This is a genomic window from Actinosynnema mirum DSM 43827 (genome assembly GCF_000023245.1).
Taxonomy (GTDB): Bacteria; Actinomycetota; Actinomycetes; order Mycobacteriales; family Pseudonocardiaceae; genus Actinosynnema; species Actinosynnema mirum.
Genome location: NC_013093.1, coordinates 7,336,338 through 7,358,834, shown reverse-complemented (window position 1 = coordinate 7,358,834; position 22,497 = coordinate 7,336,338). Strand labels below are relative to the sequence as shown.

18 protein-coding genes are annotated in these 22,497 nt (G+C 74.0%); 15 read left to right on the top strand and 3 right to left on the bottom strand.

The annotated features are described in order from the left end of the window. The first annotated feature begins 27 nt into the window (after positions 1 to 27). From AMIR_RS31080 to AMIR_RS31070, 3 genes are read left to right on the top strand one after another with little or no spacing between them, the layout of a single operon-like run. Complete coding sequence (locus AMIR_RS31080) at positions 28 to 627, top strand: ABC transporter permease (RefSeq protein ID WP_084799286.1); 600 nt, start codon at positions 28 to 30, stop codon at positions 625 to 627. Beyond that, positions 624 to 1,355, top strand: coding sequence for an ABC transporter permease (locus AMIR_RS31075; protein ID WP_015804957.1), 732 nt, complete (start codon positions 624 to 626; stop codon positions 1,353 to 1,355). The genes AMIR_RS31080 and AMIR_RS31075 overlap by 4 nt, the downstream gene beginning before the upstream one ends. Beyond that, positions 1,352 to 2,236, top strand: coding sequence for an ABC transporter substrate-binding protein (locus AMIR_RS31070; protein ID WP_015804956.1), 885 nt, complete (start codon positions 1,352 to 1,354; stop codon positions 2,234 to 2,236). Before AMIR_RS31075 ends, AMIR_RS31070 begins: the two co-directional genes overlap by 4 nt. A gap of 51 nt (positions 2,237 to 2,287) precedes the next feature. On the opposite strand, the gene AMIR_RS31065 is transcribed toward AMIR_RS31070, so the two are convergent. Continuing rightward, positions 2,288 to 3,067 carry an IclR family transcriptional regulator gene (locus tag AMIR_RS31065; RefSeq protein WP_015804955.1) on the bottom strand — a complete coding sequence of 260 codons (780 nt, stop codon included), beginning with the start codon at positions 3,065 to 3,067 and terminating at the stop codon, positions 2,288 to 2,290. Between the two features lie 458 nt (positions 3,068 to 3,525). Between AMIR_RS31065 and hutH the strand changes: the two genes are divergently transcribed. The 12 genes from hutH to AMIR_RS31005 all read left to right on the top strand — a co-directional run bounded on the left by hutH (position 3,526) and on the right by AMIR_RS31005 (position 17,631). Continuing rightward, complete coding sequence (hutH, locus tag AMIR_RS31060; protein ID WP_015804954.1) at positions 3,526 to 5,037, top strand: histidine ammonia-lyase; 1,512 nt, start codon at positions 3,526 to 3,528, stop codon at positions 5,035 to 5,037. Next, complete coding sequence (gene hutU / locus AMIR_RS31055; protein WP_015804953.1) at positions 5,031 to 6,677, top strand: urocanate hydratase; 1,647 nt, start codon at positions 5,031 to 5,033, stop codon at positions 6,675 to 6,677. The genes hutH and hutU overlap by 7 nt, the downstream gene beginning before the upstream one ends. Beyond that, complete coding sequence (locus tag AMIR_RS31050; protein WP_015804952.1) at positions 6,674 to 7,849, top strand: allantoate amidohydrolase; 1,176 nt, start codon at positions 6,674 to 6,676, stop codon at positions 7,847 to 7,849. Before hutU ends, AMIR_RS31050 begins: the two co-directional genes overlap by 4 nt. A gap of 178 nt (positions 7,850 to 8,027) precedes the next feature. After that, a complete protein-coding gene (locus AMIR_RS31045; RefSeq protein ID WP_041837149.1) occupies positions 8,028 to 9,299 on the top strand; it encodes a formimidoylglutamate deiminase in 1,272 nt (423 codons plus the stop codon). A 76-nt stretch (positions 9,300 to 9,375) separates the two neighbouring features. Continuing rightward, positions 9,376 to 10,521, top strand: a complete 1,146-nt coding sequence (hutI, locus tag AMIR_RS31040) for an imidazolonepropionase (RefSeq protein WP_015804950.1) — start codon at positions 9,376 to 9,378, stop codon at positions 10,519 to 10,521. 189 nt (positions 10,522 to 10,710) lie between these two features. Then, positions 10,711 to 10,989: a hypothetical protein gene (locus tag AMIR_RS31035; RefSeq protein ID WP_222840836.1), complete on the top strand. Its 279-nt coding sequence runs from the start codon at positions 10,711 to 10,713 to the stop codon at positions 10,987 to 10,989. Continuing rightward, positions 10,986 to 11,579 (top strand): DUF6879 family protein, encoded by a 594-nt coding sequence (locus AMIR_RS31030; RefSeq protein WP_015804948.1) that lies wholly within the window; start codon positions 10,986 to 10,988, stop codon positions 11,577 to 11,579. Before AMIR_RS31035 ends, AMIR_RS31030 begins: the two co-directional genes overlap by 4 nt. Then, positions 11,576 to 13,948, top strand: coding sequence for an ATP-binding protein (locus AMIR_RS31025; protein ID WP_015804947.1), 2,373 nt, complete (start codon positions 11,576 to 11,578; stop codon positions 13,946 to 13,948). Before AMIR_RS31030 ends, AMIR_RS31025 begins: the two co-directional genes overlap by 4 nt. Positions 13,949 to 14,152: 204 nt before the next feature. Continuing rightward, complete coding sequence (locus tag AMIR_RS31020) at positions 14,153 to 14,899, top strand: hypothetical protein (RefSeq protein ID WP_015804946.1); 747 nt, start codon at positions 14,153 to 14,155, stop codon at positions 14,897 to 14,899. Continuing rightward, a complete protein-coding gene (locus AMIR_RS31015) occupies positions 14,892 to 15,947 on the top strand; it encodes an XRE family transcriptional regulator (protein ID WP_015804945.1) in 1,056 nt (351 codons plus the stop codon). Before AMIR_RS31020 ends, AMIR_RS31015 begins: the two co-directional genes overlap by 8 nt. Positions 15,948 to 16,003: 56 nt before the next feature. After that, entirely contained in the window at positions 16,004 to 16,996 is a 993-nt protein-coding gene (locus tag AMIR_RS31010) for an aldo/keto reductase (protein WP_041837148.1), read from the top strand. A 50-nt stretch (positions 16,997 to 17,046) separates the two neighbouring features. Next, the gene (locus tag AMIR_RS31005) at positions 17,047 to 17,631 is read left to right on the top strand and encodes a DUF4232 domain-containing protein (protein WP_015804943.1); all 585 of its coding nucleotides are present in this window, start codon (positions 17,047 to 17,049) and stop codon (positions 17,629 to 17,631) included. Positions 17,632 to 17,752: 121 nt separating this feature from the next. Here the strand turns inward: AMIR_RS31005 and AMIR_RS31000 are convergent, their stop codons facing one another. Then, positions 17,753 to 17,935 carry a DUF6104 family protein gene (locus AMIR_RS31000; protein ID WP_015804942.1) on the bottom strand — a complete coding sequence of 61 codons (183 nt, stop codon included), beginning with the start codon at positions 17,933 to 17,935 and terminating at the stop codon, positions 17,753 to 17,755. A 6-nt stretch (positions 17,936 to 17,941) separates the two neighbouring features. Next, entirely contained in the window at positions 17,942 to 21,616 is a 3,675-nt protein-coding gene (locus AMIR_RS30995; RefSeq protein WP_041837147.1) for a multifunctional oxoglutarate decarboxylase/oxoglutarate dehydrogenase thiamine pyrophosphate-binding subunit/dihydrolipoyllysine-residue succinyltransferase subunit, read from the bottom strand. Between the last annotated feature and the right edge of the window lie 881 nt (positions 21,617 to 22,497).

Genomic DNA, 22,497 nt, shown 5'->3' with positions numbered 1-22,497 from the left:
GCGGGCACCCGGTCCGCGGTGCTCGACATGCTCGGCGAGCACGTCTACCTGTCGCTGTTCCCGCTGCTGGTCGCCGTGGTCCTGGCGATCGCGCTCGGCCTGCTGTGCCACCGGTTCCGCGCCGCGCGCGCCACCGTGATCGCCCTGTCGAACGTGCTCTACACGATCCCGTCGCTGGCCCTGTTCGCGATCATCCCGGCCCTCATCGGCACGAAGGTCCTGGACAGCGTCAACGTCGTCGCCGCCCTCACCCTGTACACGACGGCGCTGCTGGTGCGCCCGGTCGCCGACGCGCTCGACGCGGTGCCCGGCCACGTCACCGCCGCCGCCACCGCCATGGGCTTCCGGCCGGTGCGCCGGTTCTTCGCGGTGGAGCTGCCGCTGGCGGTGCCGGTGCTCGCGGCGGGCGTGCGGGTCGGGTCGGTCAGCAACATCAGCCTGGTCAGCGTGGGCGCGCTGATCGGCACCGGCGGGCTCGGCGTGCTGTTCACCGACGGGTTCCGGCAGCGCTACCTCGCGCCGATCATCGTCGGCGTCGTGCTCACCCTCGTGCTGGCGCTGGTCGTGGACCTGCTGCTGGTCGCGCTGCGCAAGGTGCTGACGCCGTGGGCGGAGGTCGTGAAGTGATCTTCGCTGACGCGCTGGAGTGGCTGCTCTCGCCCGCGAACTGGTCCGGGCCCACCTCGATCCCGACGCGGGTCGGCGTGCACCTGCTGTACTGCCTGGCCGCCGTGCTCGGCGCGAGCGCGATCGCGGTGCCGCTGGGCCTGTGGATCGGGCACACCGGGCGCGGCGGGACGGTGCTGGTCGCGGGCGGCAACGCGCTGCGGGCGCTGCCCACGCTCGGCCTGGTCACCCTGCTGTACCTGCTGCTCGGCGGCGGGCAGGCCGGGGTCGTGATCGCGCTGATCGTGCTGGCCATCCCGCCGCTGCTCGCCGGCGCGTACGCCGGGGTGCAGGACGTGGACCGGGGCGTCGTGGACGCCGCGCGCGGCATGGGCATGACCGGCTCGCAGGTGCTGTGGCGGGTCGAGCTGCCGAACGCGCTGCCGCTGCTGCTCGGCGGGGTGCGCAACGCCACCCTGCAGGTCGTGGCGACCGCGTCGGTGGCCGCGTACGTGGGGATCGAGACGCTGGGCCGTCCGCTGCTGGACGGTTTGCGGGTGCTGGACTACGGGCAGTTCGTCGGCGGCGCGGTGCTCATCGCCCTGCTGGCGGTCGCGCTCGACCTGCTGCTGGCGGGGGTGGGAAGGCTCCTCGTGCCCAAGGGCCTCACCCTCGGCACGCGGCGTCGCAAGGGGAAGCTGTCGGCGACCGCCGCCGCGCAGCGCGAAGTGAGGGGAAGCAAGGCATGAAGCGCACGTTGACGGCGGTGGCGGCGGTGGTCGCGCTGGCGACCGCCGGTTGCGGCTCGGCGGAGGACCTCAGCGGGAGCGGCGACCAGGCCGCCTCCGGCGAGATCGTGGTCGGCTCGGCCGACTTCACCGAGAACAAGATCCTGGCCGAGATCTACGCCGGCGCGCTCAAGACCACCGGCGCGAAGGTGTCGGTGCGCTCCGGCATCGGCGCGCGCGAGCTGGTCGTGCAGGCGCTGCAGGACAAGTCGCTCGCGGTGGTGCCCGAGTACACCGGCAACCTGCTGGTGCACTTCGACAAGGCCAGCACCGCCTCCGAGGCCGAGGAGGTCTACTCGGCGCTCGAGTCCAAGCTCCCCGAGGGCCTGGAGGTGCTGGAGAAGTCGGCGGCCGAGGACAAGGACGTCCTGGTGGTCACCAAGGAGACCGCCGACTCGGGCGTGAAGTCCATCGCCGACCTCGGCGAGGGCAAGTACGTGCTCGGCGCGGCGGGCGAGTGGGCCCAGCGCTGGGAGGCCAAGATCAAGGAGCTGTACGGGGTCACCTTCAAGGAGATCAAGACCACCGACGCGGGCGGCCCGGTCACCGTGGACACGCTCAAGGACGGCGGGTCGCAGGTCGCGAACCTGTACACCACGCAGGCCGACATCGCGGTGAACGGGTTCGTGCAGCTGGAGGACCCGAAGAGCATGTACCCGGCGCAGAACATCCTGCCGCTGCTGCGGACCGGCGCCGTGGACGACAAGGGCAAGGCCGTGCTGGACAAGGTCTCCGCCGCGCTGACGACGGAGAACGTGGCCGAGCTGGTCAAGAAGGTCGACGTGGACAAGGAGACCGTGGCCAACGTGGCGGCGGAGTTCCTGAAGACGGTGTCCCTGTAAGGGATTCGCGGTTCGGGAAAGCGGCGCTCCCCTCCGGGGGGCGCCGCTTTCCTACGCCCGGCTCCCGCCGATCCGCTCGGTGAGCGAGTCGGCGGTCTGCATCGCCTCGGCCGCCAGCTCCGGCCAGGACTGGCCGCACGGCTCCTCGCACAAATGCCGGAACGTCACCGTGATCGCCGCGATCGGGCGCTCGCCGTGGTCGTAGACCGGGGCCGCCACCGACGCGAAGCCGGCCGTCACGAACCCGTCCTCCACCGCCCAGCCGCGCCGCCGCTCCCCGGTGAGCAGCCTGCGCAGCGCGGGCAGGTTGCGCGGGCCCCGGCCGGTGCGGTCCACGAACGCCCGCGCGCTCGGGAACAGCGCCCGCACCTGCGCGTCCGGCAGCCGGGCCAGCATCGCCCTCCCCGACGCGGTCAGGTGCGCGGGCAGCCGGACCCCGACGTCCGACACGATCGTCTGCGGCTGCCTCGGCTGCTCCCGCACCAGGTAGAGGGCCTCGGCGCCGTGCAGCACGCCCAGGTGCGCGGGCAGCGACACCTGGTCCACCAGCTTGCGCAGCAGCGGGCGCGCCAGGCGTTCGAGGGGGTCGTGCCGCAGGTACGCCGAGCCCAGCTCGAACGCGGCCACCCCGAGCCCGTAGCGGCGCTCCTCCGGGAAGTGCGTGGCGAACCCGGCGTCGGCCAGCTCCGCCAGCAGGTGGTAGGTCGTGGACCTCGGCAGGTCCAGCTCGCGCGCCACCGCCGCCGCCGACAGCGGCCCCGGCCTGCTCGCCAGCAGGCGCAGCACCGCGAGCCCCCGGCGCAGCGCCGGGACGTCGCTGCTCCCACCCATGGACCCATTCTCAACAGAAACCCGTGCTCGACAAAACACGCTCGCCGCGCAGTGGAGGTCCGTGACAACGAGCTTCGAGGCGTTCGCCGCCGAGCACGTCACCCCGCTGCTGCGCCCTCGCGCTGCTGCCGCGCGAGCAGCGGGCCCGGTGGTGCTGCGCTACTGGGAAGGGCTGGACGGCCCCGCCATCGCGGGCGTCTTCGGCTGCTGCCGGCGCTCCCGGTCGCGCCGCCGGACGCGCCCGTCGCGAACGGGCTCCAGCCGGTCAGGGACGCCGACCTCGGCTGGCGGAAGTGACCGTCATCGCGCCGCGCTGAGTTCGGAACGGGCGGAGGACGCGCTCCCACCGCCTGCGCGTCTTCCGCACCCCTGCGGAACCCCACAGTCCGTCTGGTATCCCAGACACCTCCGCCCGATCTCCGCTCGTGCCGGGGGCCGCCGCGGGTTGTGATGTGCCCATGCAGCACGTCGAACTCGGGCCGAAGGCCCTCACCCGCGACGAGGTCGCCGCCGTCGCCCGCGGTTCCGCCGCCGTGCGGCTCACCGGTGAGGCGCGCGAGGCCGTCGCCGCCGCGCGCGCCCACATCGAGCGGCTGGCCTCGGCCGAGCGGCCCACCTACGGGGTGTCCACCGGGTTCGGGGCGCTCGCCGTCCGGCACATCCCGCCGGACCGCCGCGCCGCGCTCCAGCAGGCACTGGTGCGCTCGCACGCGGCGGGCGCGGGGCCCGAGGTGGAGCGCGAGGTGGTCAGGGCGCTCGTGCTGCTGCGACTGCGCACGCTCGCCTCCGGGCACACCGGCGTGCGGCCGGAGACCGTGGAGACCATGGCGGCCGCGCTGAACGCGGGCATCACCCCGGTGGTGCACGAGTTCGGCTCGCTCGGCTGCTCCGGCGACCTCGCCCCGCTGTCCGCCGCCGCGCTCGCCCTCACCGGCGAGGGCATGGTGCGCGACGCGGCGGGCGACCTCGTCCCGGCCGCCGACGCGCTCGCCGCCGCGGGCATCACGCCGCTGCGCCTGGCCGAGAAGGAGGGCCTGGCGCTGATCAACGGCACCGACGGGATGCTCGGGATGCTGGTGCTGGCCATCCACGACCTGCGCCACCTGCTCGACGTCGCCGACCTCACCGCCGCGATGAGCGTGGAGGCGCTCCTGGGCACCGACCGGGTGTTCGCCGCCGACCTGCACGCCCTGCGCCCGCACCCCGGCCAGGGCCGCAGCGCCCAGCGCATGGCCGACATCCTGGCCGGCTCGGAGATCGTCGCCAGCCACCGGGGCCCGGACTGCAACCGGGTCCAGGACGCCTACTCGCTGCGCTGCTCCCCGCAGGTGCACGGCGCCGCCCGCGACACCGTCGCGCACGCCGAGACCGTCGCCGACCGCGAGCTCGCCTCCGCCGTGGACAACCCGGTGGTGCTCGCGGACGGCCGCGTCGAGTCCAACGGCAACTTCCACGGCGCGCCGATCGCCTACGTGCTGGACTTCCTGGCCATCCCGGTCGCCGACGTCGCGAGCATCGCCGAGCGCCGCACCGACCGGATGCTCGACGTGAACCGCTCGCACGGCCTGCCGCCGTTCCTGGCCGACGACCCCGGCGTCGACTCCGGGCACATGATCGCCCAGTACACGCAGGCCGCGATCGTGTCCGAGCTCAAGCGGCTGGCCGTGCCCGCCTCGGTCGACTCGATCCCCAGCTCCGCCATGCAGGAGGACCACGTGTCCATGGGCTGGTCGGCCGCGCGCAAGCTGCGCAAGGCCGTCGACGGCCTGCGGACCGTGCTCGCCATCGAGTACCTGACCGCCGCGCGGGCCCTGGACCTGCGCGCCCCGCTCAAGCCCGCCCCCGCCACGGCCGCCGCCGTCGCGAGGCTGCGCGAGGTCGTGCCCGGCCCCGGCCCGGACCGGCACCTCGCGCCCGAGATCGCCGCAGCCGAAGCCATCATCAGGAACGGAGCGCCCCAGTCGTGGTGACCGCAGCCAGAGGGACCGACCTGACCGCGCGCAGCTGGCCGACCGAGGCCGCGCTGCGCATGTTCCACAACAACCTCGACCCGGACGTGGCCGAGCGCCCCGAGGACCTGGTGGTCTACGGCGGCACCGGCAAGGCCGCCCGCGACTGGCCGAGCTTCCACGCCATCAGCCGCGAGCTGGAGCAGCTGGCCGACGACGAGACGCTGCTGGTGCAGTCCGGCCGCCCGGTGGGCGTGCTGCGCACCCACGAGTGGGCGCCGCGCGTGCTGATCGCCAACTCGAACCTGGTGCCGGACTGGGCGGACTGGCCCGAGTTCCGCCGCCTGGAGGCGGCCGGGCTGACCATGTACGGGCAGATGACCGCCGGGTCGTGGATCTACATCGGCACCCAGGGCATCCTGCAGGGCACCTACGAGACGTTCGCCGCCGTCGCCGCCAAGCGGTTCGGCGGCACCCTGCGCGGCACGCTCACCGTCACGGCCGGGCTCGGCGGCATGGGTGGGGCGCAGCCGCTGGCGGTCACCATGAACGAGGGCGTCGCGCTGTGCGTGGAGGTCGACCCGGCGCGGGCGCGCAGGCGCGTGGAGACCCGCTACCTGGACGAGGTCGCCGACGACCTGGACGACGCCGTCGCCCGCGCGCTCGCCGCGAAGGCCGAGGGGCGCGCGCTGTCCGTGGGTGTGGTCGGCAACGCCGCCGAGGTGCTGCCGGAGCTGCTGCGCCGGGGCGTGGCGGTGGACGTGGTCACCGACCAGACCTCCGCGCACGACCCGCTGATGTACCTGCCGGTCGGGGTCGGCGTCGACGAGTGGCACGGGTACGCCGCCGCGAAGCCGGAGGAGTTCACCGAGCGGGCGCGCGCCTCGATGGCCGCGCACGTGGAGGCCATGCTCGGGTTCCAGGCGGCGGGCGCCGAGGTGTTCGACTACGGCAACTCGATCCGGGGCGAGGCGAAGCTCGGCGGCTGCGAGCGGGCGTTCGACTTCCCCGGCTTCGTGCCCGCCTACATCCGGCCGCTGTTCTGCGAGGGCAAGGGCCCGTTCCGCTGGGCCGCGCTGTCCGGCGACCCCGCCGACATCGCCAAGACGGACGCCGCGATCCTGGAGCTGTTCCCGGAGAACGAGCAGCTCGCCCGGTGGATCAAGCTCGCCGGTGAGCGGGTGGAGTTCCAGGGGCTCCCCGCCCGGATCTGCTGGCTCGGCTACGGCGAGCGGCACCGCGCGGGCTTGAAGTTCAACGAGATGGTGGCGTCCGGGGAGCTGTCCGCGCCGATCGTCATCGGTCGCGACCACCTGGACTGCGGGTCGGTGGCCTCGCCGTACCGGGAGACCGAGGCGATGGCCGACGGCTCCGACGCGATCGCCGACTGGCCGCTGCTGAACGCGCTGGTCAACACCGCCTCCGGGGCCACCTGGGTGTCGATCCACCACGGCGGCGGCGTCGGCATCGGGCGGTCGATCCACGCCGGGCAGGTCACCGTCGCGGACGGCACCGAGCTGGCCGCCGCGAAGATCGAGCGGGTGCTCACCAACGACCCCGGCATGGGCGTGCTGCGGCACGTGGACGCCGGGTACGACCGGGCGCGCGAGGTCGCGGACGAGCGCGGGGTGCGGGTGCCGATGGCCGGGGGTGGCGAGTGACCTCGCTGGCCGACCTGGCCGACGTCGGCCGGGACGCGCGGCGCGGCGGGTACTCGCGGCACGGGTTCGACCGGGTCGAGCTGGAGCTGCGCGAGTGGTTCACCGCCGAGGCGACCGCGCGCGGGCTGGACGTGCGGGCGGACCGCAACGGGAACCTGTGGGCGTGGTGGGGGCGGCCCGGTCCCGGCGCGGTGGTCACCGGCAGCCACCTGGACTCGGTGCCCGGCGGCGGGGCGTTCGACGGGCCGCTCGGCGTGGTGTCCGCGCTCCAGGCCGTGGACCTGCTGCGGTCGCGCGGGTTCCGGCCCGCGCGACCGCTGGCCGTGGCGGTGTTCGTCGAGGAGGAGGGCGGGCGGTTCGGCGTCGCCTGCCTGGGGACCCGGCTGATGACCGGCGCGATCACGCCCGAGCGGGCCGCCGCGCTCGTCGACGCGGACGGGGTCGGCTTCGGCGACGCCGCCCGCGCCGCCGGGTTCGACCCCTCGGCGATGGGGCGGGACGACGCGGCGCTCACCTCCATCGGGGCGTTCGTGGAGCTGCACGTCGAGCAGGGGCGCGGGCTGACCGCGCCGGTCGGGGTGGCGAGCTCGATCCTGGCGCACGGCCGGTGGCGGTTCACGTTCACCGGCGAGGGCAACCACGCCGGGGCGACCCTGGTGGAGGACCGGCGCGACCCGGTGCTGCCCGCGTCGGCGACCGTGCTGGCCGCCCGCGCCGCGGCGCGTGGGGGCGCGCGGGCGACGGTGGGGCGGATCGTGCCGAACCCCGGCGGCACCAACGTGATCGCGTCCTCGGTGGACCTGTGGCTGGACGCGCGGGCCTCGGACGACGCGACCACGCGGGCCGTCGTGGCGGAGGTCGTGGAGGCGGCCGAGCGGGCGGCGGCGGACGAGGGCTGCGAGGTGCGGGTCACCGAGGAGTCCTACGGGGACACCGTGCACTTCGACGCCGGGCTGCGCGACGAGCTGTCCGCCGTGCTCGGCGGGGTCCCCGCGCTGCCGACCGGCGCCGGGCACGACGCGGGCGTGCTGGCCGGGCACGTGCCCACGGCGATGCTGTTCGTGCGCAACCCGACCGGGGTGAGCCACGCGCCGGAGGAGTTCGCCGAGGACGCGGACTGCGCGGCCGGGGTGGTCGCGCTGGCGGCGGCGCTGGAGCACCTGGCCGGGTGAGGTCGTGGGGGCCCCGGTCCGCCGGAGGGGCGCGGACCGGGGCTCCCCCGGCTGTGGATCTTGGCTGGCCGCGTCGTCGCGGCCATGCTGGGGGTGGGCTCCGCGGTGGTGCGGGCCGGACGAAAGCCGAACCGGGTGAGCGGCAGGAGGCCGATGTGCGGTGGTTGGTGATCTCGCGGTGAAGAGCTTCTGGTGCGAGCGGGCCGTCCTGCCCGGCGGGGTCGCGGCGCGGGTGCTGCTGCGGGTGTCCGACGGGATCATCCGCGAGGTCCGCGAGGTCGACACCATCCCGCTGGGGTCCCAGCGGCTGCACGGGGTGGTGCTGCCGGGGTTCGCCAACGCGCACTCGCACGCCTTCCACCGGGGGCTGCGCGGGCGCACGCACGACGGGGGCGGCACGTTCTGGACGTGGCGCGAGCGGATGTACGAGCTGGCCGGCGCGCTGACGCCGCGCTCGTACCAGCGGCTCGCCACCGCCGTGTACGCCGAGATGGTGGTCGCCGGGTACACCGCCGTCGCCGAGTTCCACTACCTGCACGCGGGCGGCAACGAGATGGCCGAGGCGCTGCGGGCGGCGGCGCGGGCGGCGGGCATCCGGTTGACCCTGCTCGACACCGCCTACCTCGCCGGGGGGATCGGGAAGCCGGTCGCCGGGGCGCAGGAGCGGTTCAGCGACGGCGGCGCGGCGGCGTGGGCGCGGCGGTCCGGCGAGCTGCTGCCCGACGACAACACGGTCGTGGGGACGGCGATCCACTCGGTGCGCGCGGTGCCGCGCGAGGAGCTGGCCGCCGTCGCGGGCGCGTTCCCGGACCGGCCGCTGCACGTGCACCTGTCGGAGCAGCCCGACGAGAACCGGGAGTGCCTGGAGGCATACGGCCTCACCCCGACCGCGCTGCTCGCCGAGGCGGGCGCGCTGGGCGAGCGCACCACCGCCGTGCACGCCACCCACCTGACCGACGAGGACATCGCGCTGCTCGCCGGCAGCGGGACCGGGGTGTGCCTGTGCCCGACCACCGAGGCCGACCTGGCCGACGGCATCGGGCCCGCGCGGGAGCTGGCCGACGCCGGGGTGCGGCTGTCGCTGGGCAGCGACCAGAACGCGGTGGTGGACCCGCTGCTGGAGGCGCGCGGACTGGAGCACGGCGAGCGGCTGCGGTCGGGGCGGCGGGGGCGGTTCTCGCCCGCCGAGCTGGTGGCGGCGCTGACCGGGCACCACGCGCTGGGCAGGCCGGAGGCGGGGCGGATCGAGGTGGGCGCGCCCGCGGACCTGGTGGCGCTGCGGACCGGCTCGGCGCGCACGGCCGGGGCCGAGCTGGAGCAGCTGGTGCTGGCGGCGACGGCGGCGGACGTGGCGGCGGTCGTGGTCGGCGGGCGGGTCGTGGCGCGCGACGGCGTGCACGAGGAGCTGGGCGACGTGGGCGGGTTGTACCGGGAGGTGCTGCGGCGGTGAGGGGCTTGTCGGTGGGTGTGGCGTCGGCGGTCGTGGCGTCGGTGGTCGTGGGTGGTGGCCGGTGAGCGCCGTGGCGGTGAGCACGCTGGTCACCGGGATCGGCGAGCTGACCACGAACGACCCAGAACTGGGGCGGATGCGGGACGCGGCGCTGGTGCTCGACGGGGACCGGGTGGCGTGGGTCGGTCCGGCGGCCGGGGCGCCCTCGGCGGACGAGCGGGTGGACGTCGGCGGGCGGGCGGTGCTGCCGGGGTGGGTGGACAGCCACACGCACCTGGTGTTCGCCGGGGACCGGACCGAGGAGTTCGAGTCCCGGATGGCCGGGCGGCCCTACGCGGCCGGGGGCATCGCGACCACGGTCGCCGCCACGCGGGCCGCGTCGGACGCCGAGCTGGAGGAGGGGCTGCGGCGGCACGTGGCCGAGGCGGTCGCCCAGGGCACGACGTGCCTGGAGACCAAGACCGGGTACGGGCTGACGGTCGAGGAGGAGCTGCGGGCCGCCCGGTTGGCGGCGCGGTGGGTGGACGAGGTGACGTTCCTCGGCGCGCACCTGGTGCCGCCGGGGGCCGACGCGGACGGGTACCTGGCGCTGGTGTCGGGGGAGATGCTGGACGCGGTCGCGCCGCACGTGCGGTGGGCGGACGTGTTCTGCGAGGAGGGCGCGTTCGACGAGGCCGGGTCCCGGCGCGTCCTGGAGGCCGCCCGGTCGCGCGGCTTGGGCCTGCGGGTGCACGGCAACCAGCTCGGGCGGGGGCCGGGGGTGCGGCTGGCGGTGGAGCTGGGCGCGGCGAGCGTGGACCACTGCACGCACCTGTCCGACGCGGACGTGGCGGCGCTGGCGGGCTCGGGCACCGTCGCGACCCTGCTGCCCGCCTGCGACCTGTCCACCCGCCAGCCCCTGCCGCCCGCGCGGGCGCTGCTGGACGCGGGCGCGGAGGTGGCGCTGGCGAGCAACTGCAACCCCGGCTCGTCGTACACCACGTCGATGGCGTTCGCGGTGACGACGGCGGTGCTCCAGATGCGGCTGACCGTGGAGGAGGCCGTGCGCGCCGCGACGGCGGGCGGCGCGCGGGCCCTGCGCCGGACCGACGTGGGCCACCTGGGCGTGGGCGCGCGGGCGGACGTGCACGTGCTGAACGCCCCGTCGACCACCCACCTGGCCTACCGGCCGGGGGTGCCGCTCACGTGGGCGGTGTGGCGGCGAGGGGTTCGGGAGAGGTGACCGCGTGATTCCTGGAAATTCTACATATAACTCTATGGGGTGAATATCCTTTATTAGGATCGCATCTTTTCTGACCTGGTCGGACTAAATTTTTCCCGTGCCGTCGGCGCGTCCGCCAAACTGCGGTGCACACCCCTCTTATTGGTCTATAGCTTGGTGATGTATCACCGTGTGCGACCAATCGGGGGAATGATGGCACTGGACTGGAATCCGGACCTCACGGCGACCTTCCGTCACAGGCTCGTCAAGACGCTCGCCGAACTGGGCGGTGACAACGGCCCGTGCGAGGAAAGGGCAACCTGCCCCGACATGTGGGAGCTCGACAACGGCGACCTCGCCGTCATCGGCCGCGACTGCACCGAGGCCTACGAGGGGCGACTGCCGGAGGGGGTCGGCGTCGGCGACGGGGAGCGGCTGGTCGTCGTGCCGGGAGCCGTCGCGCGCACGTTCAAGGCGGTGCTGTCGTGAGCGCGTACACCGGGGTCCCGCTCACGCTCGACGAGTACGTTGACGGCTTCGACCGCCACCACGGCGTGGAGGGCGTCGGCGAGCTGTGGAAGATCGAGCGCACCCAGGTCTTCCAGGAGGAGGGCAACGCCAGCTGCGCCGCCTTCCTCGCGGGTGACCGCGCCCGCTCGCTCGCCCTGCTCGCCGAGCGCCTGCCCCGGCTGGAGCGGCAGCACCGGGCCGCCGCCGCCCACGGCATGGTCGTCGGGCGGGTCAGGGTCGTCGAGGAGCCGCTCGACCCGTACGTGCTGTGGGAGCTGACCTCGCAGGTCCAGCGCGCCGCCCTCGGCGAGCAGATCAAGGTGGTCGACGCCGCCGACCTCGCCGAGCTGGAGGCGGGCGGTCCGCTGCCCGACCTGGTCGGCTTCGACGACGAGGTCGTCTACTTCATCCACTACACCCCCGACGGCGTCCCCACCGGCGCCACCGCCGCCACCGACCACCAGGTGGCCCACTGGCGGCAGGTGTACCGGTCGCTGCACGACGCCGCCGAGCCGGTCGCCGACTACCACGCCCGCCGCGTCGCGCCGGAACTCCCAGAGGCGCCGTGACCGACGAAGCAGGCGACTTCGCGCGCAACGAGTTCGGCGGCTCCGCCGACGACGTCGTGCAGGCGGGCGCGGTCAACGGGGGCGTGCACTTCCACGGTGCGCGCCCCCGCGCCGCCTGGCCCCCGCCCCGCCAGCTCCCCGCCGACGTGCGCGGCTACGTCAACCGGACCGAGGAGCTGCAGCGCCTCAACGGCTTCCTGAACGACCACCTCGGGTCGGACGTCTCCGGCGTCGGCCTGTGCGTGGTCACCGGCACCGCGGGGGTCGGCAAGACCTCGCTCGCCGTGCACTGGGCGCACCGGGTGTCCGCCGCCTTCCCGGACGGCCAGCTGTACGTCAACCTGCGCGGCTACGACCCCGGCCCGCCGGTCACCCCCGCGCACGCGCTCGACCACTTCCTGCGCTCCCTGCGCGACCCCGGCGAGCCGGTGCCCGCCGACCTGGAGAGCAGGGCCGCCGCCTACCGCTCGATGCTCGCGGGCCGCCGCGTGCTCGTGCTGCTGGACAACGCCTCCGACGTCGCCCAGGTCCGCCCGCTGCTGCCCGGCACCGCGGGCTGCCTGGTCGTGATCACCAGCCGCAGCAGGCTCGCGGGCCTGGTGGCCCGCGACGGCGCGCACCGGCTCGTGCTGGACGTGCTCACCGAACCGCAGGCCCTGGAGCTGCTGCACGGCGTCACCGACACCCACCGCCCGCCCGACGACCCGGCGCAGCTGGTGGAGCTGGCCGGGTTGTGCGCCCACCTGCCGCTCGCCCTGCGCATCGCGGGGGAGCGCGCCGGGCGACGGCCGCACCTGCCGCTGCGGCAGCTCATCGAGGAGCTGCGCGACGAGTCCTCGCTGTGGGACGCGCTCACCTCCGACGCCGACGAGGACGGCGTGCGCACCGTGTTCGCCTGGTCCTACCGGGCGCTCACCCCGGACGCGGGCAAGCTGTTCCGCCGCCTCGGCCTGCACACCGGGGCCGAGTTCGGCGCCTGCGCGGCGGCGGCGCTGGTGGGCGCGGACGTCCGCACCACCCGCAGGCTCCTGGACGACCTCGTCGGCGCGCACCTGGTCGAGCAGATCGGGCCCGACCGGTTCCAGTTCCACGACCTGCTCCGGGCCTACGCCACCGACCAGGCCAGGGTGGACGAGACCCCGGAGAGCGCCAGGGCCGCGCTGCGCGACCTGCTGCTGTGGTACCTGCGCTCCACCGCGCTGGCGTGCGACCTGATCACTCCGCACGCGCCCCGCAGCGCGCTGCTGGGGGAGCACGCCGCCCCGACCGGCCCCGCCGAGCCGCCCGCGTTCGCCGACCTGGCCGAGGCGCTGCGCTGGCTGGAGGTCGAGCACGCCAATCTCGTCGTCGCCGTCCGGCACGCCGACGAGAGCGGGATGCTCGACCTGGCTTGGCTGCTGCACGCCGTGCTCCGCCCGTTCCACGCCAGGAGCAACCGGTTCGAAGACTGGCTGGAGACCGGCGCCATCGCCCTGCGCGCCGTGCGCGGGCTCGGCGACCGGGTCGGGGAGGCCGAGGTGCTGGAGAGCCTGGGCAAGGCCCTGGTGCAGCGGGGGCGGGCCCTCGAGGGGATCGAGCGGCACCGCGAGTCGCTCGCCATCCGGCGCGCCCTGGGCGACCGGTGGGGGCAGATGGTGTCCGCCAACGCCATCGGCCTCGCCCTGCTGCGCGACCACCGGCTGTCGGAGGCGCTGGCCGCGTTCGAGCAGGCCCGCGCCACTGCGGCCGAGCTGGACAACCCGCACTGGATAGGCCTGACCACGGCCAACACCGCCGAGGTCCACTGCCACCTCGGCGACTTCGAGACCGGCCGGGACCTGCTCACCCTGGCCGCCGAGGTGTTCCGCGCGCGCGGCGACCGGATCAACGAGGCGGAGAGCCTGCACGGCCGCAGCCGGGCCCACCGGGAGCTGGGCGACCTGGACGCGGCGCGGCAGGACATCAGCGCGGCGCTGGCGGTGGCGCGGGACGAGGAGCACCCGGTCGCCGAGGCGTTCTGGCTCGTCGAGTCCGGGCGGGTGGAGGTGGCGGCCGGGCGGCCGGAGCGGGCGCTGGTGGAGTACCAGCGGTCGGCGGCCATGCACCGGAAGGTCGGGGACCGGGAGCGGGAGGCGGTCGCGCTCGACGCCACCGGGGAGGCGTACGCGCGGCTCGGGCGGGTCGAGGACGCCGAGCGGTTCCACCGGGGCGCGGTGGTGGTGCTGCGGGAGCTGGGGAACCGGTGGCAGCTCGCGGTGGCGCTGGTGAACCTGGCCGCCGTCGTGGACGACCCGGCCGAGGCGCTGGCGGAGGCCGGGGCGCTCGCGGCCGGGTTCCCCGACCCGGAGGCCCGTGCGCTGCGGGAGCGGGCGGCGCGGCTGGCGCGGTGAACCGGCCAGCGCGGCGGCCTCCCGCCGAGCCCGGCCCCGCTGTGGCGCGCGACGCGGTGCGGTGGCCTCCCGAGCGGGTGCCGGAACCCCTGGGGGCCGGGGGAGCGCTAGCCCGTTCGTGCGACGCGCGCGGGCCGGAGCGTCCCCGGACGTGGGTGATCCGTGTGGGAAAGTGAAGTCCCACCGGTTGACGGGAGGACCGCGGTGAAGGACTTCGAGCCGTCCGAGTGGGCGCTCGCTCAGTTCGGCGACCAGGCGAAGGCCGTGATCACCAGCGTGGTGGTCGGGCTGCACCGGGCGCAGCAGGCCGCCTGGCGGGTGCAGGCGGCGGCCACCGCCGAGGGCATCCGCAACAAGCGCGCGTACGGCAGCATGTGGGACTCCCGGTACAACCTGGTCGTCCAGCAGTTCGACCTCGCCCACCTGCCCGGCTACCGGCCGTTCCACCCGCGCGGCGCCCCCTACAAGCTCGCGCTCGTCAACGACCGGGTGCTCATCCCGTTCCGGCACTCGACGTCGCTGGCCAAGTCGATCCACCGGGCCAAGATCCGCGCCGACGTGCCGCTGCGGGTGTCCAGGGGGCTGGGCGTGGAGGCGTCGCCGACGCTGTTCGACCTGCCCGAGCCGGAGGCCGAGCCGTCGCTGCAGGACGCCGCGATCGCCGCGCACCAGGCGAACCTGACCGTGGTCTACGTCGGGTTCGTCGCCAACGCGGACGCCGACCGGGTGCTGGAGGCCTGGTGGGGCGAGGCGATCGCGCTGGAGGACAACGGGCGGATCATGTGGTCGCCGGAGAAGCTGCCGGTGGACGCGGTCGAGCCGGGGGACTACGAGCAGGACGAGGCGCCCGGCGCGCTCCCCGGCACGGCGGCGGACGGCGCTGACGGCGCCGACGGCGGCAGGCCGCCGGTGCTGCGGCTGGTCAGGGGCGCCGGTCCGGCGGGTGCCTGAGCTGGTCCCGACCCGCCTCACCCAGGCCCGCCACCTCGCGGGCCTGACCAGGCGCGGGCTCGCCGACCTGGTCGGGGTCACGCCCACGGCGGTGGGCCAGTACGAGCAGGGCGCCCACCGCCCGCGCCCCGAGCTGCTCGCCGCGCTGGCCGCCGCGCTCGACGTGCCGCCCCCGTTCCTGACCGCCGACCGCCCGCACCCCCGCCTGGACCCGGCGTCCGCGCACTTCCGCAGCCTCCGCGCCACCCGCTCCTACCAGCGCGCGAAGGCCGTCGCGCACGCCGAGCAGACCTGGGAGCTGGCGTCCGCGCTGGAGCGCCGCGCCGCGCTGCCCGCCGTCGACCTGCCCCGGCTGCCCGGCGACCCGGTCGTCGCGGCCAGGGCGCTGCGCGCGGCGTGGCGGCTGGGCGCCGGCCCGGTCCGGGACCTGGTGCGGCGCATGGAGGAGCGCGGCGTGCTGGTGCAGTGCCCGCCCCGCGACCCGGACCTGGAGACCGTGGACGCGTTCTCCACCGCCGCGCCGCCCCGCCCGGTCGTGGTGCTCACCCCGAACCGCGCCGACGACGTCCACCGCCACCGCTTCAGCGCCGCCCACGAGCTGGGCCACCTGGTGCTGCACGGCGACCGCGCCCCCGGCGGCGCGGCGGGCGAGCGGGCGGCCGACGTGTTCGCCGCCGAGTTCCTCGCGCCCGCCGACGCCATCGGCCCCGAGCTGCCGCGCCGGGCCGACCTGCGGCGGCTCGCCGAGCTGCGCCGCGCGTGGGGCGTGTCGGCGACGTGCCTGCTGCGCCGCTGCCACGAGCTGGGCCTGCTGTCCGACTCGGCGGCGGGCCGGGCCCACCTGCGGCTGCGCGCGTCCACGGGGTTCGAGCCGAGCCCGCTGGCCGGGCACCCCGGTGAGCAGCCTGCCGCGCTGCGCGGGGCGTTCGAGGCGGCCCGCGGCCCAGGCCGCGCCGGTGGGCCCGCGCGGGGCGCCGCCGTCACCGCCCTGGCGGCCGAGCTGTCCTGGCGGCCGGCGCGCGTGCGGGAGCTGCTGGCCCTGCCCTGAAGCCGATCACCGGCCCCGGTGTCGACCAAGATCCACCGGGTGCGATGTTGTGCCGCATGGACTACACCCACCTGGGGCGCTCCGGCCTCTCCGTGTCCCGGATCTGCCTGGGCACCATGAACTTCGGCCCGGTCGCCTCCGAGACCGACAGCCACGCCATCATGGACCGCGCCCTGGAGCACGGGATCAACCTCTTCGACACGGCCGACGTCTACGGCTGGAAGACCGGCGAGGGCGTCACCGAGCAGATCATCGGCCGGTGGTTCGCGCAGGGCGGCGGCAGGCGGGACAGGACCGTCATCGCCACCAAGGCGCACAACAGCATGGGCGACTGGCCGAACGAGACCTACCTGTCCGCGCTGCACATCCGCAAGGCGTGCGACGCCTCCCTGCGGCGGTTGCAGACGGACTACATCGACCTGTACCAGATGCACCACGTCGACCGGTCGACGCCGTGGGAGGAGATCTGGGAGGCGTTCAGCGTCCTGCGGCAGCAGGGGAAGGTCGTCTACTTCGGGTCGTCCAACTTCGCCGGGTGGCACATCGCGCAGGCCCAGGAGGCGGCCCGGTCGCGCGGGTTCCTCGGGCTGGTCAGCGAGCAGTCGGTGTACAACCTGGCGAACCGGTTCGCGGAGCTGGAGGTGCTGCCCTCGGCGCGGCACTACGGCCTGGGCGTGATCCCGTGGTCGCCGCTGGCGGGCGGGGTGCTCGGCGGGGTGCTGCGCAAGCGCCGCGAGGGCACGGCCAACCGGGGCGTCGACGACTACGCGAAGGGCGACCTGGCGAAGCTGGAGCGGTCCCTGGAGGCGTACGAGGCGCTGTGCGAGGAGCTGGGCGAGCACCCGGCGCACGTGGGCCTGGCGTGGCTGCTGCACCAGGAGGGCGTGACGGCGCCCCTGGTCGGGCCGCGCACGGTCGAGCAGCTGGACGGGTCGCTGCGGGCGGTGGAGATCGAGCTGGACGCCGAGGTCCTGGCGAAGCTGGACGAGCTGTTCCCCGCACCCGGCCCGAACGGCAGCAAGCCCGCGCCGGAGGCGTACGCCTGGTGAGGGAGCGGGTACCCGGTGGCCGCAACCGACGTCGACGAGGGGAACGCGGAATGCGCCGCACCACCCGCACCACCGCCATGGTCAGCCTGCTCGCGGCCTGCGCCGCCGTCACGGCCTGCGGGTCGTCCACGCCCGGCAGCGCCTCACCCGGCAGCGGGTCGGGCGGCGGGTCGGCGGTGGTCTCCACCGAGTCCGCGCCGTCCAGCCCGGCGCCCATCGGGCAGTCGGGTGACGGGCAGGCCGCCGCGGCGGAGTGCGCCAGCCTCACCCCGTCCACCGGGAAGCCGCAGGGCGACTCGCAGAAGAAGCTCCCGGTGGTCATCACCAACACCGGCGACACCGCCTGCACCCTGTCCGGCTACCCCGGCGCGCAGCTCGTCGGCGCGGACGGCCACACCTGGGACCTCACCCGCTCCAGCGACACCACGCCCGAGGTCACCCTCCAGCCCGGCGAGGCGGCCACCAGCTACCTGTCGTTCCTGCCCGCCTCCGCCGACCCGTGGGACGTCAAGACCCTCCGGGTGACCCCGCCGAACACCACGGCCACCGTCGACCTGCCGTGGACCTCCGGCCCCGTCACGCTCCAGGACGGCGCCACCCGGCCCGGCACCTACATCGGGCCCGTCAACGGCTGACCAACGGCTTGACCAACGGCCGACCCGCGCGAGGCCCTCGCAGGGCCCGTGAACGCCAAGAGGGGCACCCGCCAACGAAGGCGGGTGCCCCTCCCGTCACACAGTCACAGCACCGGGGACCTCAGTCCTCCGGGTCGTCCTCGTCGTCGCGCGCCAGGTACGTGGCCAGCCGCTCGACCGCCGTCTCGAACTCCGGGTTCGCGTCCACGAACCCGCGCAGCTTGTCCGCCAGCCAGGCGAGGGAGACCTCTTCCTCGCCCCGCCTGGACTCCAGCTCCTCGATGCCCCGGTCGGTGAAGTACACGCCGGCCTACTCGAAGGCCTTCGTGATGATCTCGCGCTGCTCGACCTCGTGCACCTTCGACGACCCGGCCGACGGGGCGGCCATGCGGCGGCGGGACACGCGGGTCAGGCGGTAGCGCTCCGGCAGCAGCTCCGGCAGGTGCAGGCCGTAGAACGTCCACGCGCCCTGGTTCGCGGGCTCCTCTTGGACCCAGCGCACGTCGTTCGCGTTCGGGTAGGCCTCCAGCGCCTCGTTCAGCTTCCGCTTCGGCACCGGGTACAGCTGCTCGACGCGCACGATCGCGGTGTCCTTCGCGCCCCGCTTCTCGCGCTCGGCCACCAGCTCGTAGTAGATCTTGCCGCTGCACAGCAGGACCTTCGTGACGGCCGAGTTGTCCTCGATCGCCGCGTCGTCGATGACCGACTTGAAGCGCTCCTCGACGAAGTCCTCCACCGGGCTGACGGCGGCCTTCAGGCGCAGCATCGACTTGGGGGTGAACACCACCAGCGGCCGGTTCACGCCGTCGAGGGCGTGCCTGCGCAGCAGGTGGAAGTAGTTCGCGGGCGTCGACGGCACCGCGATGGTCATCGAGCCCTCGGCGCACAGCTGGAGGAACCGCTCGATGCGCCCCGACGTGTGGTCGGGACCCTGGCCCTCGTGGCCGTGCGGCAGCAGCAGCACGACGTCCGAGACCTGGCCCCACTTCGCCTCACCGGACGAGATGAACTCGTCGATGATCGGCTGCGCGCCGTTGACGAAGTCGCCGAACTGCGCCTCCCACAGCACCAGCGCGTCCGGGTTCGCCACCGAGTAGCCGTACTCGAAGCCGAGCGCCGCGAACTCCGACAGCACCGAGTCGTAGACCATGAACTTGCCCTGGTCGTCGGCCAGGTTCTGGATCGGCGTGTACTCCTGACCGGTCTTGCGGTCGATCAGGGTCGCGTGCCGCTGGGTGAACGTGCCGCGCCGCGAGTCCTGCCCGGCGAGGCGGACCGTGCGGCCCTCGTGCACCAGCGAGCCGAACGCCAGCAGCTCCGCGTACGCCCAGTCGATGCCGCCCTCGCGGGCCATCTTGGCGCGCCGCTCCAGCACCGGCTTGACGCGCGGGTGCGGGGTGAAGCCCTCGGGCAGCTCCACGTGCGCGTCCGCGATGCGCTCCAGCACCTCGCGCGGCACCCCGGTCGGAAGCTTCGCCGGGACCTGCTGCTCCTCCTCCACCGAGGGGGACGCCTTGATCGGGTGCTTCTCCAGCTCGCGCACCTCGTTGAAGACGTGCTCCAGCTGCGAGGAGAAGTCCTGGAGGGCCTTCTCTGCCTCCTCCACGGAGATGTCGCCGCGACCGATCAGCGCCTCGGTGTAGGTCTTGCGCACCGAGCGCTTGGTGTCGATCACGTCGTACATCGCCGGCTGCGTCATCGACGGGTCGTCGCCCTCGTTGTGCCCGCGACGGCGGTAGCACACCATGTCGATGACGACGTCCTTGTTGAACGCCTGGCGGTAGTCGACCGCCAGCTTCGCCACCCAGTAGCAGGCCTCGGGGTCGTCGCCGTTCACGTGGAACACCGGCGCGCCGATCATCTTCGCGACGTCCGTCGAGTACTTCGACGAGCGCGAGTTCTCCGGCGCGGTGGTGAAGCCGACCTGGTTGTTGACGATCACGTGGACCGTGCCGCCGGTGCGGTAGCCGCGCACGAGCGCCAGGTTCAGCGTCTCGGCGACCACGCCCTGGCCGGCGAACGCCGCGTCGCCGTGCATGGCGACGGGCAGCACCGGGAAGCTCTCGCCGCCCATGTCCAGGATGTCCTGCTTGGCGCGGACGATGCCCTCCAGCACCGGGTCCACGGCCTCCAGGTGCGACGGGTTCGCGGTCAGCGACACCTTCGTCTCGCCGTCGCCGAACATCCGGAAGTACTTGCCCTCGGCGCCCAGGTGGTACTTGACGTCGCCGGAGCCGTGCGCCTGGCCGGGGTCGAGGTTGCCCTCGAACTCGCGGAAGATCTGCGAGATCGGCTTGCCCACGATGTTGGCCAGGACGTTCAGGCGACCGCGGTGCGGCATCCCGATGACGACCTCGTCCAGCTCGTGCTCGGCGGCCTTGTCCAGCACCGCGTCGAGCAGCGGGATGACGGTCTCGCCGCCCTCCAGCGAGAAGCGCTTCTGGCCGACGTACTTGGTCTGCAGGAAGGTCTCGAACGCCTCGGCGGCGTTGAGCTTCGACAGGATGTACTTCTGCACGGTGGCCGGGGGCTTCTCGTGCGGGACCTCGACGCGCTCCTGGATCCAGAGGCGCTCCTCCGGGTCGAGGATGTGCATGTACTCCACGCCGACGGTGCGGCAGTAGGAGTTGCGCAGCACGCCCAGGATGTCGCGCAGGCGCATCCGCTCCTTGCCCGCGAACCCGCCGACCGGGAACTCCCGGTCCAGGTCCCACAGGGTCAGGCCGTGCGACAGGACGTCGAGGTCCTGGTGCTTGCGCTGGCGGTAGTTCAGCGGGTCCGTGTCGGCCATCAGGTGGCCGCGCGTGCGGTACGCGTCGATCAGCTCGATGACGCGGGCGGTCTTGTCGACCGCGCCCTCGGGGATGTCGGCCACCCAGCGGATCGGCTCGTACGGCAGGCGCAGCGACGTGAAGACGTCGTCGTAGAAGCCGTCCTCGCCCAGCAGGAGCTGGTGGACGCGCTTGAGGAACTCGCCCGACTCCGCGCCCTGGATGATGCGGTGGTCGTACGTGGAGGTCAGCGTGATGATCTTGCTGACGCCCATGTCGGTCAGGGCCTGCTCGCTGGTGCCCTGGAAGTGCGCGGGGTACTCCATCGCGCCGACGCCGACGATCGTGCCCTGGCCTGCGGTCAGGCGCGGAACCGAGTGGTTCGTGCCGATGGTGCCGGGGTTGGTCAGCGAGATCGTGGTGCCGGAGAAGTCCTCGGCGGTCAGGGAGCCGCCGCGGGCCTTGCGGATCAGGTCCTCGTAGGCCTGCCAGAACTGCGTGAACGTCATGTTCTCGCAGCCCTTGACCGAGGCGACGACCAGCGTGCGGCTGCCGTCCTTGCCGGGCAGGTCGATCGCCAGGCCGAAGTTCACGTGCTCGGGCGTGACCACGTGCGGCTTGTTGTTGATCTCGGCGTAGTGCCGGTTCATGTTCGGGAACGCCTGGAGCGCCCGGACCACCGCGTAGCCGATCAGGTGCGTGAAGGAGACCTTCCCGCCCCGCGTGCGCTTGAGGTGGTTGTTGATCACGATCCGGTTGTCGGCCAGCAGCTTCGCCGGGACGGCGCGCACGCTGGTCGCCGTCGGAACCGTCAGCGACAGCTCCATGTTCTTGGCGATCGCCGCCGCGGCTCCGCGCAGCTGCTTCTGCTCGGGCCCCTTCGCCTGCTGCACCGGCGCGGCCTTGGCGGCCTGCGCGGGAGCGGGCTTGGCGGCCGGGGCGGCAGCGGGCTTGGCGGGCGCCGCGGCCTTCGGCTTGGGGGCGCTCGACGGAGCGGGTGCGGCGGGCGTCTTGGCGGCGGGCGCGGTGCTCGCGGCCTGCTTGGCCGCCGCGGGCGCGCCCGACGACGCGGCCTTCCCGGTGTCAGCCTGGGTGGCCGCCGTGGGGGCGGCGGTCGTGGTGGACCCGTTGCGCTGCGTCGACTTGTAGTCGGCGAAGAAGTCGTGCCACGCGGGGTCTACCGACGACGGATCGGCGAGGAACTGCTCGTACATCTCCTCGACCAACCACTCGTTGGGGCCGAACTGTGAAGCAGGACTGCTGGACACGGCTGGCGCTCGCCTCTATCCATCTCGCTCTTGGTGTTGACTCACTCATGGGTCAGGCTAGTCCCCCGTCTGGTGCAGTTCCCACACAGGAGGGGACGTGCAAGGAGTGCTCGGTCACAGGATCGATCAGGATCGTCTCCACGTTGCGGCACTTGAGCAACCCTTGACGTGACACGTCGTGCTTTTTCCGGGGCTCGGACTCCCCGTGGTGCTCTGAGCTGCGACGTTGCGCTGAGCGCACCGTGCGGTCGGGGTCGGGTCGGGGCAGGTCGGGGGCGTTCGCCCGACTCCCAGTAGAGCGCAGGCGGCGCGTCGCGTGGGGCGGGAAACCGACCAACCTCAACCGGCCGGGTGGACTAGTTGATCCGTGTGGGTGCCCGTTTTGGGGCGGGGTGAAGCGTTCGGGAGCCGATGGGTTCGGGTGGGTGGTCGGGTTGCTGCTTTCAGGGGGATGGGACTTGGTCCTGGTGACGGAACGTGTTGGGACACTTGGCGAAGTGCCCCGCTGATCGGCCGCTCCCGGCGCGGCGCGGCGGTGCCGCGCGGGGGAGGGGGTGGGCGTCCGGGGACTGCGGGGGTAGGGGGTCGGGAGGCCCCGGTGATCGTGCGGACGGCGGCGCGCGGCTGCTGCGGGGGAGGGGTGAGGGCTGCTCGAAGCGCACGTCACAGCGCTGCGCCCGGCCGAAGCGCACGTCACAGCGACACGCCCGGATGTGCGGGGGTGCGGGGCGGGCGTGTGCGCGGCGTGAGGTGGAATCGGGGGGAGGGTGTTTGTTGACTGTCTACAAAACGCGCGTTCGGGGAAGCCGGCCGTGCGCACGCCGAGA